The sequence below is a fragment of the Lysobacter arenosi genome (assembly GCF_016613475.2).
Classification (GTDB): domain Bacteria; phylum Pseudomonadota; class Gammaproteobacteria; order Xanthomonadales; family Xanthomonadaceae; genus Lysobacter_J; species Lysobacter_J arenosi.
On the sequence record NZ_CP071517.1, the window covers coordinates 1765463 to 1779275 of the forward strand.

Annotated in this window: 17 protein-coding genes; 11 read left to right on the forward strand and 6 right to left on the reverse strand. The window is 67.8% G+C overall.

Going from position 1 to position 13813, the window contains the following annotated elements:
- Positions 1-9 precede the first annotated feature (9 nt).
- Positions 10-1335: an NTP/NDP exchange transporter gene (locus HIV01_RS08185; RefSeq protein WP_200609497.1), complete on the forward strand. Its 1326-nt coding sequence runs from the start codon at positions 10-12 to the stop codon at positions 1333-1335.
- On the opposite strand, the gene HIV01_RS08190 is transcribed toward HIV01_RS08185, so the two are convergent.
- The 3 genes from HIV01_RS08190 to HIV01_RS08200 all read right to left on the reverse strand — a co-directional run bounded on the left by HIV01_RS08190 (position 1332) and on the right by HIV01_RS08200 (position 3593).
- Positions 1332-2219, reverse strand: a complete 888-nt coding sequence (locus tag HIV01_RS08190) for a cyclase family protein (RefSeq protein WP_200609498.1) — start codon at positions 2217-2219, stop codon at positions 1332-1334. The genes HIV01_RS08185 and HIV01_RS08190 overlap by 4 nt on opposite strands.
- 4 nt (positions 2220-2223) lie before the next feature.
- Positions 2224-3120 carry a DMT family transporter gene (locus HIV01_RS08195; protein WP_200609500.1) on the reverse strand — a complete coding sequence of 299 codons (897 nt, stop codon included), beginning with the start codon at positions 3118-3120 and terminating at the stop codon, positions 2224-2226.
- Positions 3121-3191: 71 nt separating this feature from the next.
- Positions 3192-3593, reverse strand: a complete 402-nt coding sequence (locus tag HIV01_RS08200) for a cupin domain-containing protein (RefSeq protein WP_200609502.1) — start codon at positions 3591-3593, stop codon at positions 3192-3194.
- A gap of 141 nt (positions 3594-3734) precedes the next feature.
- On the opposite strand from HIV01_RS08200, the gene HIV01_RS08205 reads away from it, so the two are divergent.
- From HIV01_RS08205 to HIV01_RS08235, 7 genes are all read left to right on the forward strand, one after another.
- On the forward strand, positions 3735-4619 hold the full coding sequence (locus HIV01_RS08205) for a LysR substrate-binding domain-containing protein (protein WP_200609504.1): 885 nt from the start codon (positions 3735-3737) through the stop codon (positions 4617-4619).
- A gap of 318 nt (positions 4620-4937) precedes the next feature.
- Entirely contained in the window at positions 4938-5369 is a 432-nt protein-coding gene (locus HIV01_RS08210; protein WP_200609506.1) for a YciI family protein, read from the forward strand.
- Positions 5370-5400: 31 nt separating this feature from the next.
- The gene (locus tag HIV01_RS08215; RefSeq protein WP_200609508.1) at positions 5401-5814 is read left to right on the forward strand and encodes a VOC family protein; all 414 of its coding nucleotides are present in this window, start codon (positions 5401-5403) and stop codon (positions 5812-5814) included.
- A 5-nt stretch (positions 5815-5819) separates the two neighbouring features.
- Positions 5820-6227, forward strand: a complete 408-nt coding sequence (locus HIV01_RS08220; RefSeq protein ID WP_200609510.1) for a VOC family protein — start codon at positions 5820-5822, stop codon at positions 6225-6227.
- 38 nt (positions 6228-6265) lie between these two features.
- Positions 6266-6694 (forward strand): YciI family protein, encoded by a 429-nt coding sequence (locus tag HIV01_RS08225; RefSeq protein WP_200609512.1) that lies wholly within the window; start codon positions 6266-6268, stop codon positions 6692-6694.
- A 28-nt stretch (positions 6695-6722) separates the two neighbouring features.
- On the forward strand, positions 6723-7283 hold the full coding sequence (locus HIV01_RS08230) for an SRPBCC family protein (protein WP_200609514.1): 561 nt from the start codon (positions 6723-6725) through the stop codon (positions 7281-7283).
- A 52-nt stretch (positions 7284-7335) separates the two neighbouring features.
- Positions 7336-8616, forward strand: coding sequence for an RNA polymerase sigma factor (locus tag HIV01_RS08235; protein WP_200609515.1), 1281 nt, complete (start codon positions 7336-7338; stop codon positions 8614-8616).
- A 3-nt stretch (positions 8617-8619) separates the two neighbouring features.
- Here the strand turns inward: HIV01_RS08235 and HIV01_RS08240 are convergent, their stop codons facing one another.
- From HIV01_RS08240 to HIV01_RS08250, 3 genes are all read right to left on the reverse strand, one after another.
- Positions 8620-8982 (reverse strand): DUF1428 domain-containing protein, encoded by a 363-nt coding sequence (locus HIV01_RS08240; RefSeq protein WP_200609517.1) that lies wholly within the window; start codon positions 8980-8982, stop codon positions 8620-8622.
- An 85-nt stretch (positions 8983-9067) separates the two neighbouring features.
- Entirely contained in the window at positions 9068-9691 is a 624-nt protein-coding gene (locus tag HIV01_RS08245; RefSeq protein WP_200609519.1) for a YceI family protein, read from the reverse strand.
- 121 nt (positions 9692-9812) lie between these two features.
- Positions 9813-10154, reverse strand: a complete 342-nt coding sequence (locus HIV01_RS08250; protein WP_200609521.1) for a TfoX/Sxy family protein — start codon at positions 10152-10154, stop codon at positions 9813-9815.
- Positions 10155-10302: 148 nt separating this feature from the next.
- Here HIV01_RS08250 and HIV01_RS08255 point away from each other — a divergent pair, with 148 nt between their 5' ends.
- The 3 genes from HIV01_RS08255 (at position 10303) to HIV01_RS08265 (ending at position 13750) form a co-directional block, all read left to right on the forward strand.
- Positions 10303-11244 carry a DMT family transporter gene (locus HIV01_RS08255; protein ID WP_200609523.1) on the forward strand — a complete coding sequence of 314 codons (942 nt, stop codon included), beginning with the start codon at positions 10303-10305 and terminating at the stop codon, positions 11242-11244.
- Between the two features lie 77 nt (positions 11245-11321).
- The gene (locus HIV01_RS08260; RefSeq protein WP_200609525.1) at positions 11322-12965 is read left to right on the forward strand and encodes an ExeA family protein; all 1644 of its coding nucleotides are present in this window, start codon (positions 11322-11324) and stop codon (positions 12963-12965) included.
- 5 nt (positions 12966-12970) lie between these two features.
- Complete coding sequence (locus HIV01_RS08265; RefSeq protein WP_200609528.1) at positions 12971-13750, forward strand: general secretion pathway protein GspB; 780 nt, start codon at positions 12971-12973, stop codon at positions 13748-13750.
- The last annotated feature ends 63 nt before the right edge of the window (positions 13751-13813 follow it).

Sequence of the window (13813 nt, forward strand, 5' to 3'; positions counted from 1 at the left end):
CCGGTGCCCATGGCGAACTGGTCGCACAAGATCGCGTCCCTCTTCGGCGTGACCGAAGAGGAGGCGCCCCCGGTACTGGCCGGCGCCCTGGTGTTCTTCCTGCTGTTCGCCGGCTACTTCATGCTGCGGCCGGTGCGCGAGACGATGGGCGTCGCCGGTGGCGTCGACAACCTGCAATGGCTGTTCACCGGCACCTTCGTCGCCACGCTGGCGGTGATGCCGCTGTTCGGCTGGATCGCGGCGAAGGTGAAGCGGCGCCACATCCTGCCGTGGACCTTTGGCTTCTTCGCCGCCAACCTGGCGCTGTTCGCGGTGTGCTTCCAGCTCGATCCGGAGAACCTGTGGATCGCGCGCACCTTCTACATCTGGATCTCGGTGTTCAACCTGATCGCGGTGTCGGTGGTGTGGAGCGTGTGCGTGGACCTGTTCCCGACCTCGCAGGCCAAGCGCGTCTTCGCGCTGATGGCGTCCGGCGCGAGCCTGGGCGGCCTGGTCGGGCCATTGCTCGGCATCGCGCTGGTCGAGCTGATCGGCCATGCCGGCCTGCTGTGGCTGGCGGCGACACTGCTGATTGCCGCGATCTTCGCTGCCCGGCGCCTGCAACGCTGGCGCGATGCGCATCCGGTGCGGGAGGAACTGACCGCCGGCGCACGTGCGCGTCCGCTCGGCGGCAGCCCGCTCGCGGGCATCACCACCGTGATGCGCTCGCCGTACCTGCTCGGCATCTCCGCGTTCGTGCTGCTGTTGGCCAGCGTCAGCACCTTCCTCTACTTCGAGCAGGCGCGGCTGATCGAGCTGCGTTTCCCCGATCGCGCCGACCAGACCCAAGTGTTCGGGATGATCGATGTGATCGTGCAGAGCCTGACGATCGCCTCGCAGCTGTTCCTCACCGGGCGGCTCGTGCAGCGACTGGGACTGGGCGTGCTGCTGGTGGCGGTGCCGATGGTGACCATGCTCGGCTTCCTGTGGCTGGCGATGGCGCCGACCTTCGCTGTCCTGGCGGTGGTGATGGTGGTGCGCCGCTTCGGCGAGTACGCCTTCGTCAGGCCGGGCCGCGAGATGCTGTTCACCGTCGTCCCGACCGAAGCCAAGTACAAGGCCAAGAGCTTCATCGACTCGGTGGTCTATCGCGGCGCCGATGCCGTCAGCGGCTGGGCCAAGACCTTCGTCGACATGCTGGCGCAGCAGCCGGCGATCGCCGCGCTGGTGGGCGCGGCCATCGCGTTGACCTGGGCGGTGACTGGCGCGGGGTTGGCGCGGGCTCAGTCGCGCATCGCCGACCAGCTGGAAACCCAGCTGGAAACGGAGCCCGCCGCCGCGAACCGCTCCGTCTAACCCAGGCGCGCCATCGCCCGCACCGGGAACGTGCCGGCGCCCTTCACCTTCGGCGGGATCGCGCTGAAGGCGAAGCCTTCATCCGGCAGCGCGGCCAGGTTGCACAGGTGCTCGACGATCAGGATCTCGGCGCCGAGGAGCGTCGAATGCACCGGGCGTTCGCCGCCGCGGGTGTCGTCGATGTTCATCGAGTCGATGCCGACCAGGGCGACGCCGCACTCACGCAGGTAAGCGGCCGTGTCCTCGGTCAGGAACGGGTGCTCGATCGCGTAGCCCGGCTCGCGCCAGTAGGCATCCCAGCCGGTGTGGACGAGCACGGCACGACCGCGCAGTTCCTTGTCGCGGAACCATGAGGCATCGATCGCGCGGACTTCGCGATGGTCGGCGTGGATGACGATGCCGTCGAGGTCGGCGAACGCCGCAATCCCGACCTGCGACAGGTCGTGGCCATGCGCGTAGCGGTGCGACGGACAGTCGATGTAGGTGCCGGTGTTGGCGACGATCTCGATCCTGGCGATCTGGAACTCGGTACCGGCCGCGTACTTCGCGCGCGACTGCTCGCGGCTGAGGAAGTCGCAGATGCGCGCGGCGGGGAGACCGGGATAGGTGACCAGGCCGTCCTCGATGACGTGGCTGAGGTCGACGTAGGTGCGCCCTTTCTCGGCGCCTCCGGCCTTGCGCTTGTGCGGCTCGGTGATGATCTTCTTGTTGAGGATGCGCGCCGGGCCGACCATCAGCAGGCGCAGGTCGCGCACGATGTAGTCGACCAGCTCCGCATCGGCGATGTCGTCACCGTCGATGTCCAGGCGGAAGTCCTGGCCCTGGATGCCGCCGCCGTTGGTGAACTCGAAGTCGAAGTCGAAAACGACGCGCTTGTCGGTCATGTCGTCACTTTCCAGCCCGCTGGCTCAGCGCCACGCTGCCCAGGATCATCACGCCGGCGATGCCCATCTTCAAGGTCAGCGGCTCGTCCAGCAGCAGCCACGCCCAGGCCACGCCGAACACCGGAATCAGGTAGGTCACCGTCGAGGCGCGACCTGCGCCGATCCGGGCGATCAGGCGGTAGTACATGACGAACGCCAGGCCGGTGCAGAGCACACCGAGCATGCCGGCCGACAACCAGGACTTCATCGCAACCGCATGCGTCGGCCAGTTCGCGACCGCGAACGGCAAGGTCAGCAGTGCCGCCACGCCGAGAGTGGCCGAGGCCACCGCTGCCGGCGGAAGCCCGGTCAGGTGGCGACGCACCAGGTTGATGCCGACGCCGTACAGGAACGAAGCGCCCGCACCGGCGGCCACGGCCCAGCCGATGCTCGCGCCTGCCGTCTTGTCGCTGGCCAGCACGATCACGCCGACGAAACCGGCGACCAGCGCGATCGCACGGCGCGCACCGATCTTCTCGCCGAAGAACAGGAAGCCGACGAGCGCGGTGAACAGCACCGTCATCGCATTGGTGATCGCGCCCACGCCGGCCGGCGCGGTCTTGGCGGCCCACGCAAAGAGCATGAACGGCAGCGCCGAATTCAGCGCACCGATGATCGCCAGCTTCGGCCACAGCTTCGCCGGGAACTGCGCGCGGGCACGCCACAGGAACGGCAGCAGCACGAGCGAGCCCAGTGCAAGACGAACCTCGACCAGCGCCATCGCGCCGAAATCAGGAGCGGCCACGCGCATGAACAGGAACGAGGCGCCCCAGATGGCGCCGAGCAGGCACAGTTCCAGCGGCGTGAACCAACCGCGTTCGTGCGTATCGGAAAGACTGGAAGTCGATGCAACGCTGGTCATGCCAAACCTCTTTTGAGGACGTACTCGTGGGGGAGGACGTATGCGGAACGACAGTCGACGCTCGGGCGTAGTCAGCCCTGCGTCGGGTGATAGCAATGCGTGATGGATTCCGAACTACCGCCTGCGGCGAGGAAGGCGGCGTAGCCAAGGTTCACTCCGATCAGGCGTACACCGCTTTCGGTATGCGGGCGATGCCGGCTGTCGGGAGCGAAGTACACGTACGTTCCGTCGCCGTGGCGGACGTCTCCCTCGATGACCTCGCCGCTGATCACGTAGTACGACTCACCGGTCTCGTGGTGGTCCAGCACCGGCCACTGCGCGCCGGGCGCCATGTCCACCACCCACATGCGCAGGCCGGGGCCGGCGGGCAGGTCGCGGCGCAGGCAGCCGGGGCCGACCTCGACTGCCGGGACCGCCTCGATCGGCAGCGCCTGCATCGTCAATTGCGGGCTGATTTCGTGCAGATGGCCCATTCGTCCGCTCCTGCGGTCGGGCGCCAAGGGAGGCGCCCATCGACTAATCTGGCTCTTGCCAGACCGACATTCTGATTACCTGTACGTCCTGCACAAGCGCATACTTTGGCTGTCAGACACAAACCAGATTTGAGGCTCGACATGGCACTGCGCGCGGACTGGCTGCCGGCCCTGACGGCATTCGAATCGGCGGCCCGGCACCAGAACTTCGCCCACGCCGCCGAGGAGCTGCACCTGACCGCCAGCGCGGTCAGTCACCACGTACGCAAGCTCGAGTCGCGGCTGGGCGTGGCCCTGTTCCAGCGCCATGCGCGCGGAGTGGCCCTGACCGCCGACGGCCGCAAGCTGGCCGACGCCGCCGGCAGCGCCCTGGCCGACGTCGATGGCGTGCTGCGCAGCCTGCGCTCGGGGCGCGAGGACCACGACCGCATCCGCTTCACCACCCTGCACTCGCTCACCTACACCTGGCTGACTCCGCGCCTGCCCGAGTTCACCCAGGCGCACCCCAACCTGCGCCTGAGCATCGACACCGAGGTCGCACTGACCCGCTTCGACGAACCCGGCCCGGATTTCGGCATCCGCCATGGACCAGGCCACTGGCCGGGACTGACCGCGCATTTCCTGATGGACGAAGGACTGCTGCCCGTGGTCTCGCCGAACTTTCCGGGAATCGACCAGATCCGGGAGCCGGCCGACGTCGCCAGGCAGCCGCTGATCTCCGACCACTCGCGGCAAGGCTGGCACGACTGGTTCCGCGCCGCCGGCGTGCACGGCGCAAAGTTCGACGAACGCCTGACCTACACCGACAGCACCGGGGCGATGAACGCCGCCGTGTTCGGGATGGGCATCGCGCTCGCACGCTCGCGCATCGTCACCCCCTACCTCGAGAGCGGACGCCTGCAGCGGCTGCCGGTGCCGACGGTGAAGGCGCGCTGGGGCTACTACGTGGTCTACCCCTCGCACCGGCGCCTGCGCGCGGCGGCGCAGACGTTTGTCGACTGGTTGCTGGCGCTGCCGAAGGATTGACGCAGGTCTCCACCCTGGCGAGTGACCGCCTTCGCGGGAATGACGGCTTTCGAACGAAGACCGTGCAATGAACTGCCGGAGCGTCGTCCGCCGGGTCGGGGATTGCGTAGCAGTGGGCCATGGATGGCCCACGCCCCGCCTTCGGACAGGATGTCCGAACGAAGGGGCGGAGCAATCCCCGGCCCGGCGGACGACGCCGCCACCGCAGCAGGAACCCCACAGCGCAAAAAATTCCGGAAGCGAGTGTCGATCCCGCCCGTTCCCGTTCGTCATCCAGACAAGAGCCCCACTCCGGCGGCTCCAAGGCAGGAGACGACGATGCGCTTCATGGTGATAGTCCGCGCCACCGCGGAATCGGAAACCGGCGTAATGCCGAGCGAAGAACTGCTCACGCAGATGGGCAACTACAACGAAGAACTGGTCAAGGCCGGCATCATGGTCGGCGGCGAAGGCCTGCACCCGAGCAGCAAGGGCGCACGAGTGCGCTTCAGCGGCAAGCAGCGCAACGTCGTCGACGGCCCGTTCGCCGAGACCAAGGAACTCATCGCCGGCTACTGGCTGTTCGAGACCGGCTCACTGGCCGAAGCGATCGAATGGGTCAAGCGCGCACCCAACCTGTTCGAAGGCGAAGACAACGGCGAAGTCGAGATCCGCCAGGTCTACGAGACCGAGGACTTCGGCCCCGAACTCACCCCCGAACTGCGCGCCCAGGAAGACCGCCTGCGCGACCAGCTCGGCGAACGCCGCTGAACCCCGACCTCATCCGCCAACAGGACGTCCCATGAAGATCAACGCCTACCTCACCTTCAACGGCAACTGCGAAGCCGCGATGCGCTTCTACGCGCAGGCACTCGGCGGCACCCTCGACCCCATCACCACGTTCGGCGACAGCCCGGCCTGCGATCACGTACCGGCCGACCACCGAAACAAGATCATGCACGCGCGCCTGCACGTCGGCGACCAGGTGCTGATGGCATCGGACGGCATGCCGACCGACACCTACGACGGCGTCAAGGGTTGCGCGATCGCGCTCAACGTCGATTCCGTCGCCGAAGCCGAGCGCGCGTTCAAGGCACTGTCCGAGAACGGGACCGTATGCATGCCGCTCGACAAGACCTTCTGGGCAGTCAGCTTCGGCATGCTGATCGACCAGTTCGGTGTGTCGTGGATGGTCAACTGCGAACGCGAGGCCTGATCGCCATGGCCAGCCAGATCTTCCTCAACCTCCCGGTCAAGGACCTCGACCGCTCGGTCGACTTCTTCGAAAAGCTCGGTTACTCGTTCAACCCGGACTTCACCAACGAAATGGGCGCCTGCATGGTCGTCTCCGACGACATCCACGTCATGCTGCTGACCGAAGCGTTCTTCCAGACCTTCACCCGCAAACCCGTGCACGATGCAACCAAGGCCACCGAGGCCATCGTTTGCCTGACCCTGGACAGCAGCAACGACGTCGATGCGATCGTCGCCAAGGCCGTGGCCGCCGGCGCCAAAACCCACTTCGATGCCAGCGACCAGGGCTTTATGTATGGCCATGGCTTCGAGGACCTGGACGGACACCTATGGGAGTACGTCCACATGAAACCCGATGCGGTACCCAACCGCTGACCTGCCATGACCGCACAGTCCACCACGGAGATGCCACCATGCGCTTCATGATGCTGATGATCCCCAAGGGCTATGAATCCGCCGCGCCCGGCACGTTGCCCGAAGCCGACGCCGTCGCGACGATGATGAAATACAACGAGTCCCTGCACAAAGCCGGCGTGCTGCTGGCACTGGACGGACTGCACCCGCCGTCGATGGGTGCGCGCGTGAGTTTCACCGATGGCAAGCCGCAGGTTACCGACGGCCCCTTCAGCGAAGCCAGGGAAGTGCTCGGCGGCTACTGGATGATCCAGGTGAAGTCGCGCGAGGAAGCCATCGCCTGGGCCTCGCGTTGCCCGGCCGCGAACAACGAAGTCATCGAGATCCGGCAAGTGATGGAACTGGCCGACTTCCCGGCCGACGTATGCAACGCCGCCGCCGGTCTGCAGGACATGCAGCAGCAAGCCGGCTCGACACCCAAACACTGATCTATAAACCCAAGGAACGGAGTCACGAATGCTCAAGTTCATCGCCGTCGCCGTCGTCGTACTGATCGCGGCCGTCCTCATCTTCGCCGCCACCCGGCCGGACACGTTCCGCGTCGAACGCCACATCCACATCCAGGCATCGCCGGAACAGGTGTTCGCGCAGATCAACGACTTCAACCGCTGGCGGTCCTGGTCGCCGTACGAGAAGCTCGACCCGCAGATGCAGCGCGAGATTGGCGGTGCCGCACAGGGCACCGGCGCCACCTACCGTTGGGACGGCAACAACAAGGCCGGAGCCGGACGGATGGAGATCGTGCAATCGGTGCCCTCCTCGCGGATCGAGGTCCAGCTCGACTTCACCCGGCCAATGCAGGCGCGCAGCGCCGCGCAGTTCACCATCGTGCCGCAGGGCAATGGCAGCGACGTGACCTGGGCGATGAATGGCGACATGCCGTATGTCTCCAAGGTGTTCAGCGTGTTCGTGAACATGGATCGCATGATCGGCAAGGCCTTCGAGGAAGGGCTCGGCAACCTCAAGCGCCTGAGCGAGCACGACGGTGCCGCGACACCCCGCCTGGAAGGCGCGTGATGCCACTTCGAGCACTTGCAACGGTACAACGTCGGTGGTGTGATCGGTCGCCATGACGGCGACCGACATCCACCGCAGCATCGATGCCGTATGGCGCATCGAATCGGCCAAGCTGATCGCGACGCTCGCGCGCATGGTGCGCGACGTCGGCCTGGCCGAGGAGCTGGCGCAGGACGCGCTGGTCGCGGCACTGGAGCGCTGGCCGGAGACCGGCGTTCCCGACCAGCCCGGCGCCTGGCTCATGGCCACGGCCAAGCATCGTGCGATCGACCGCCTGCGCCGCAGCAAACTGCTGCAGCGCAAGCACGAGGAACTCGCGCGCGAACTTGAGGCCGAACAGGAAAGCGCCGATGACGCGCACCTGGACAAGCTCGACGACCCGATCGGCGATGACCTGCTGCGACTGGTGTTCACCGCGTGCCATCCGGTGCTGTCCACGCCCGCGCAGGTGGCATTGACCCTGCGCCTGCTCGGCGGCCTGAGCACCGACGAGATCGCGCGTGCGTTCCTGGTGCCGGAGCCGACGATCGCCCAGCGCATCGTCCGCGCCAAGCGCACGCTGGCCGACAAGCAAGTGCCCTACGAAGTCCCGCGTGGCGAGGAACTGGCGCAGCGCCTGTCGTCGGTGCTGGCGGTGATCTACCTGATCTTCAACGAAGGCTATGCCGCCACTGCCGGCGACGACTGGATGCGCCCCGGTTTGTGCGAGGACGCGCTGCGCCTGGGCCGAATCCTCGCCGGGCTGGTGCCGAACGAGCCGGAAGTGCACGGCCTGGTCGCGCTGATGGAAATCCAGGCCTCACGCTCGGCCGCGCGCGTGAACGGAAACGGTGAGCCGGTGCTGCTGCTCGAACAGAACCGCGCCCGCTGGGACCAGCTGCTGATCCACCGCGGGCTGGCAGCGCTGGAGCGAGCGGAGAAGCTCGGCTCGGTGCGCAATCCCACACGTGGCCCGTACACGCTGCAAGCGGCGATCGCGGCCTGCCATGCGCGCGCGTTGACCGCCGAGGAGACCGACTGGGCCAGCATCGTCGGCCTCTACGGCGCGCTGGCGCAGCAGGTGCCCTCGCCGGTGGTCGAGCTCAACCGCGCGGTGGCGCTGTCGATGCTGTTCGGACCTGCCGCCGGCCTGGCCGTGGTCGACGGGCTGACCGGCGACCCGCTGCTGAAGGATTACCACCTGCTGCCGAGCGTGCGCGGCGATCTGCTGCGCAAGCTTGGTCGCTTCGGCGAGGCGCGCGAGGAGTTCGAGCGCGCCGCGGGCATGACCCGCAACGCGCGCGAACAGGCGCTGCTTCGGCAGCGCGCGGCCGAGTGCCTGGCCGAAGGTTGAGCTTCAGAGCGAAACGATAGGCTTGAAGCCGCCCCAGAACATGCGCTTGCCGTCGAACGGCGCGTTCTTGGGATTCATCATGTCGGCCAGGCGCGGGTCGTTCATCACCTGCTTGTTGATCTTGTCGCGTTGTGCGCGCGACTTGTAGGTGATCCACGAGAACACCACGACCTCGTTGGCCTTGAGCTTCACCGCCTGCGGGAACGAGGTGAGCTTGCCGGGCTGGACGTCGTCGGCGACGCACTCGTTGACCTCCAGCGCACCGTATTCGCGCCAGATCTTCCCGGCCTTGCGCGCCATCGCGCGGTAAGCCGCCAGGTTCTTCTTCGGCAGCGGCAACACATATCCATCGACGTAGAAAGCCATCGTTTGCTCCTTCTTCATGGGGCGACCGTGAAGTCGCATGATCCGGCACCGGCTGTTAGCGGGCCGGCAAGAAACGATCAGCAGGTCACGGCGCCTGCGCCTTGTCCGCCTGTGCCTGCGCTTCCTGCACCGCTTCAACTTGAATCCGCAGCGTCACGTTCATGTCGAAGCCATAGTCCTTGCCGGCGTCGATGCCGAACTCGTCGCGGCGGAACGTGCCCAGCGCATCGGCGCCGCACAGTTCGCGCTTGTGCAGCGGATGCGGGATGCACTTGAAGCGGTCGATGGTCAGGTCCAGCGGCCGCGTCACGCCGCGCAGGGTCAGTTCGCCCTTGACGCGCGTGGGTGCGCCGTCGCGAAAATCGGCCAGGCGCCCTTTGTAGACCGCCTTCGGAAATTTGACCGCATCGAGCAGGTCGGCTTCACGCGCCTTGTCGTTCATCACGTCCAGGCCGTAATCGACGCTGGCGGTATCGATCGTGACTTCCACCGTGCCGGTGCCCGCGCTCTTGTCGAGCGAGATCTCGCCCTGGCTGGAGTTGAACTTGCCACGCCACACCGACACGCCCATGTGGTCGGCTTCGAAGCTCGGGAAGGTGTGGGCCGGGTCGATCTCGTAGCGGACGGGCTTGGCGCTGGCGACCGCGGCCAGCGCAAGCAGGGTCGCGGCCAGGGCGAGGCGGGCGAAAACAGGATGCTGGAATGACATGACAGGGTTCCGGGGTTGGATGGGATGCCGGCGGTCTGCGGACTATCCGCAATGGCGGCCTTCACTGTCATGACGAACGGGCCCGGGCCAAATCGACATCGCCGCAGCGGGCCGCGGATTGCTATTTGCGGCGCTTGGACGGGGTCTTGCGCAGGGCGGCTGCGTAGGCGAGTTCCGCCCAGGGTTTCATCGCCTGCGCCGATTCCATGGCCGATTCCGGGACGGACCAGTAGCTCATCCGGATCGGCAGCTGCTGCCCGCGGTAGACGTAGGGCTCGCTGCCCGCGGCTTCGAAATGCAGGCGGGTCTCGTTGTCGGCCTTCAGGTACAGGGCTTCCTCGATGACCACGCCGATCAGCGCGCCGTCGAGATACACGCCATGGCCGCCGAACATGGCACGCGTCGTCACCCGGCCCATGCCGTCGAGCAGGTCGTGGAGATGGGCGATGAGGGCATTGCTCATGGACGTGCGATCGCGGTGGCTCCGGCCGCTCCCAGTCTGCACCCACCGTGGCGCCTCGTCTCGCCCTGTTTCGCCCGTCGCCGCCAACTGGCAACTGCGGCGACAATAGGCCCCCTCGCCGCCACCGACCCACAGCGACCACAGCCGCATGAACCCGACCAGCAAGGCGCAACTGCAAATCCATTTCTGCGTGCTGCTGTGGGGCTTCACCGCGATCCTCGGCAAGCTGATCACGTTGCCGGCGCTGCCGCTGGTGTGGTGGCGGATGCTGATCGTGGTCGCCGCGCTGGCACTGCTGCCGCGGGTGTGGCGCGGGCTACGGGCGATGTCGCCGCGGCTGATGCTGGCCTATGCCGGCATCGGCGCGCTGGTGGCCCTGCACTGGCTGACCTTCTACGGCGCGATCAAGCTCTCCAACGCTTCGGTCGGCGCCACTTGCATGGCGCTGGGCACGGTGTTCGTGGCGATGATCGAGCCGTGGCTGACGCGCACGCGATTCTCCAAGCGCGAGCTGGCGCTGGGCCTGATGGTGCTGCCGGGCGTGGTGCTGGTGGTCGGCGGCGTGCCGGCGGGAATGCGCGTGGGCATTGCCGTGGGCGCGATCTCGGCGCTGCTGGTGGCGCTGTTCGGCTCGCTCAACAAGCGCCTGGTCGAACACGGCGATCCGCTCACCGTGACCGCATTGGAACTGGGCGCGGGCACGCTCACGCTGACCCTGCTGGCGCCGTTGATGCCGCTGCTGTTCCCGGCCTTCGCCGGGCCGCTGCTGGTGGTGCCCAGCGGCCACGACATCGCCCTGCTGCTGGGCCTGGCGCTGGCCTGCACACTGTTGCCGTTCACGCTGTCGCTGGTGGCGTTGCGCCACATGAGCGCATTCGCGCAGCAGCTGGCGGTGAACCTGGAGCCGGTCTACGCGATCGTGCTGGCGGCGCTGCTGCTGGGTGAACAGCGGGAACTGACCACGACCTTTTACGTCGGCGTGGTCATCATCCTGGCTGCGGTGTTCGTACACCCGCTGCTGGGCAAGCCCAGGCGCCTGCAGCATCCGGAAGTCCTCGGGACCGCCGAGGCCAAGGGCGCGGCCGACTGAGCGGCCGGTTGGCGCGGCTTCCGCCGCGACAGGCGTTTTGTGGCAGGCTTACCGCCATCACCCCTTGCAGGTTGCGCATGTACCTCGAGCACTACGGCCTGACCGAGCCGCCGTTCTCGATCACGCCGGACCCGCGTTTCGTGTTCCTCAGCGAGCGCCACCGCGATGCGCTCGCGCACCTGTTGTTCGGCATCGGCCAGGGCGGCGGCGGCGGTTTCGTCCAGCTCACCGGCGAAGTCGGCACCGGCAAGACCACGTTGTGCCGCCTGCTGCTGGAACAGATTCCCGAGACCACGCGCGTGGCGCTGGTGCTCAACCCGCGCGTGACCCCGGTCGAGCTGCTGGAGACGATCTGCGAGGAGCTGCACCTCGACCTCGACGGGATCCACGCGCAAGGTGCCGGCGGCAGCATCAAGGCGCTCGTCGACGCCCTCAACGCCTACCTGCTCGAAGCCTACGCGCAGGGCCTGCGCGTGGTGCTGATCATCGACGAGGCGCAGAACCTGTCGGTCGATGCACTCGAACAGGTGCGCCTGCTGACCAACCTGGAAACACCGACGCAGAAGCTGTTGCAGATCGTGCTGCTGGCCCAGCCCGAACTGCGCACGATCCTCGCCCGCGACGAACTGCGCCAGCTCGCCCAGCGCATCACCGCGCGCTACCACCTCACCCCGCTCGACGCCGCCGAAACCGGCGAATACCTGCGCCACCGTTTTCGCGTCGCCGGTGGCCAGCATTTCCCGTTCAATGCCGCCGCGGTCCGGCGCATCCATGCCCATTCCGGCGGTGTGCCACGGCTGATCAACAACATCGCCGAACGCAGCCTGCTGGCCGGCTATGCCCACGATGCCAGCGTCATCGATGCGCGCTGGGTCGATCGCGCCGCGGCCGAAGTGCTGCCCGCACGCTCGCGGAAATGGTGGCCGCCCCGGGCAATCGTGACCGTGCCGCTTGCCGTCGCCGCGATCGCCCTGCTCGCCCTCGCGCTGACGCTGTGGTGGCCGCGCGCACCGGCACTGTCACCCGCTACCGCGTCGACACCGGTCGCGTCCGTGGTCGCGAAGCCGGCCGCGCGTACCGTGCAGCCCGCACTGGACGCGACCGCTGTCTCCGCGCGCCTGGACGCTTCCGCGATCCCGGCAACCGCCGCCTGGAGCAAGTTGCTGGCGCGCTGGCAGTTGCCGTCGGGCGCGAATGAAGCCGCCGTGGCCGCAACCTGCCCGCCGGTGCTGGCCGCCGGCGTGTACTGCCTGCGCGGGCACACCACCCTCGATGCGCTGATCGCGCAGGATCGTCCGGCACTGCTGCGCCTGCGCCACGATGGCAACGAGACCTGGGCGCTGCTGGAAGGCGCGGACGCGCGACAGGCGCGCCTGCGACTGGGCGACGACAGCGTCGCCGTCGACCGGATCGCCCTGCAGCAGCTCTGGGACGGCGAGCATGCCGCGCTGTGGCGCGCCCCGGCGTTCCTTGCGGACACGCCACGCCTTGGCAGCCAGGGCGCCGCCACCGACTGGGTGCGCACGCGGCTGCAGCCGCGCTACCTGCCGGCGCAACCCGGTGCGGTCGTCTTCGACGCTGCGATGCAGCAGGCGGTGCGCCAGTTCCAGCGCGATCGCGGCCTCGACAGCGATGGACTGGTTGGCCCGGCGACCCTGCTGGCACTGGCCGCGAACGACGGCGACGGCCCGCACCTGACCACGCCCGAAGGCGGGAACTAGATCCGATGTCGCTGATCCTCGACGCCCTGCGCAAATCCGAAGCCGAACGCCGCCGTGGCCAGGCACCGGACCTGTATGCCGAGCTGCCACCCCTGGTTCCGCGCGCGGCTGCGCGCCGCCCGGCTTGGCCGTGGTGGCTGGCCGGTGGATTGGCCGTGCTGGCCACGCTGTGGATGCTGCGCGATGTCCAATCCCTGGCCGGAGCGACAACAGCGCCGGCCGCCGATGCGGCCGCGCCGATTGCCGCTCCACAGCCGGAAACCGCGCCTGTGGCGATCGCTGCCCAGGCGCCCATCGCGATGCCCACAGCCGTTCCGCCGGCAATGCCGGCCACCACCACCGCCGTGATCGCACCGGCACCGGTCCCCATCGCCGATGCAGCGGTCCGTGAACCGGCGATGCCGGCGGCGACCACCACCGCCGAGCCACCATTGGCCGCTTCGGAACCCGTGACCGAGCCCGTGCTGGCGCCCCCGCAACCATCACCCGTGCAGGTGGCCAGCGCGAGCCCGCCGCCGGCCACCGCAGCGCCTGTTGCCGCGCCGGCGACCGCCCCCGCGCCGCTGCGCCTGGCCGACCTGTCGGCCGGCGAGCGCGAACAGCTGCCGGCGCTGAAGATCAGCATGCACATGTGGGGTCCGACCCCGGACCAGCGTTTCGCCATCATCGATGGCGCCCGGGTCGGCCAGGGCGACCGCGTCGGCGATGCGGTGGTCGAGGAGATCGGCGCAGACAGCGTCGTCCTCAGCTGGCATGGCCAGCGGCTGGCATTGCCGATCCGCTGATCCGCCGGCGCGTTGCAGTTGCGCCGGAGCCCGCGCTGGCGTGACCATCAGCGGGTCGCGGCT

What these genes read in the sequence shown, in the direction of transcription:
- HIV01_RS08220 (WP_200609510.1), top strand. Translation starts at nt 5,820, where the DNA reads ATGGCCAGCCAGATCTTCCTCAACCTCCCGGTCAAGGACCTCGACCGC.
- HIV01_RS08265 (WP_200609528.1), top strand. Translation starts at nt 12,971, where the DNA reads ATGTCGCTGATCCTCGACGCCCTGCGCAAATCCGAAGCCGAACGCCGC.
- HIV01_RS08225 (WP_200609512.1), top strand. Translation starts at nt 6,266, where the DNA reads ATGCGCTTCATGATGCTGATGATCCCCAAGGGCTATGAATCCGCCGCG.
- HIV01_RS08205 (WP_200609504.1), top strand. Translation starts at nt 3,735, where the DNA reads ATGGCACTGCGCGCGGACTGGCTGCCGGCCCTGACGGCATTCGAATCG.
- HIV01_RS08245 (WP_200609519.1), bottom strand. Translation starts at nt 9,691, where the DNA reads ATGTCATTCCAGCATCCTGTTTTCGCCCGCCTCGCCCTGGCCGCGACC.
- HIV01_RS08255 (WP_200609523.1), top strand. Translation starts at nt 10,303, where the DNA reads ATGAACCCGACCAGCAAGGCGCAACTGCAAATCCATTTCTGCGTGCTG.
- HIV01_RS08215 (WP_200609508.1), top strand. Translation starts at nt 5,401, where the DNA reads ATGAAGATCAACGCCTACCTCACCTTCAACGGCAACTGCGAAGCCGCG.
- HIV01_RS08200 (WP_200609502.1), bottom strand. Translation starts at nt 3,593, where the DNA reads ATGGGCCATCTGCACGAAATCAGCCCGCAATTGACGATGCAGGCGCTG.
- HIV01_RS08185 (WP_200609497.1), top strand. Translation starts at nt 10, where the DNA reads ATGGCGAACTGGTCGCACAAGATCGCGTCCCTCTTCGGCGTGACCGAA.
- HIV01_RS08195 (WP_200609500.1), bottom strand. Translation starts at nt 3,120, where the DNA reads ATGACCAGCGTTGCATCGACTTCCAGTCTTTCCGATACGCACGAACGC.
- HIV01_RS08260 (WP_200609525.1), top strand. Translation starts at nt 11,322, where the DNA reads ATGTACCTCGAGCACTACGGCCTGACCGAGCCGCCGTTCTCGATCACG.
- HIV01_RS08240 (WP_200609517.1), bottom strand. Translation starts at nt 8,982, where the DNA reads ATGGCTTTCTACGTCGATGGATATGTGTTGCCGCTGCCGAAGAAGAAC.
- HIV01_RS08190 (WP_200609498.1), bottom strand. Translation starts at nt 2,219, where the DNA reads ATGACCGACAAGCGCGTCGTTTTCGACTTCGACTTCGAGTTCACCAAC.
- HIV01_RS08250 (WP_200609521.1), bottom strand. Translation starts at nt 10,154, where the DNA reads ATGAGCAATGCCCTCATCGCCCATCTCCACGACCTGCTCGACGGCATG.
- HIV01_RS08235 (WP_200609515.1), top strand. Translation starts at nt 7,336, where the DNA reads ATGACGGCGACCGACATCCACCGCAGCATCGATGCCGTATGGCGCATC.
- HIV01_RS08210 (WP_200609506.1), top strand. Translation starts at nt 4,938, where the DNA reads ATGCGCTTCATGGTGATAGTCCGCGCCACCGCGGAATCGGAAACCGGC.
- HIV01_RS08230 (WP_200609514.1), top strand. Translation starts at nt 6,723, where the DNA reads ATGCTCAAGTTCATCGCCGTCGCCGTCGTCGTACTGATCGCGGCCGTC.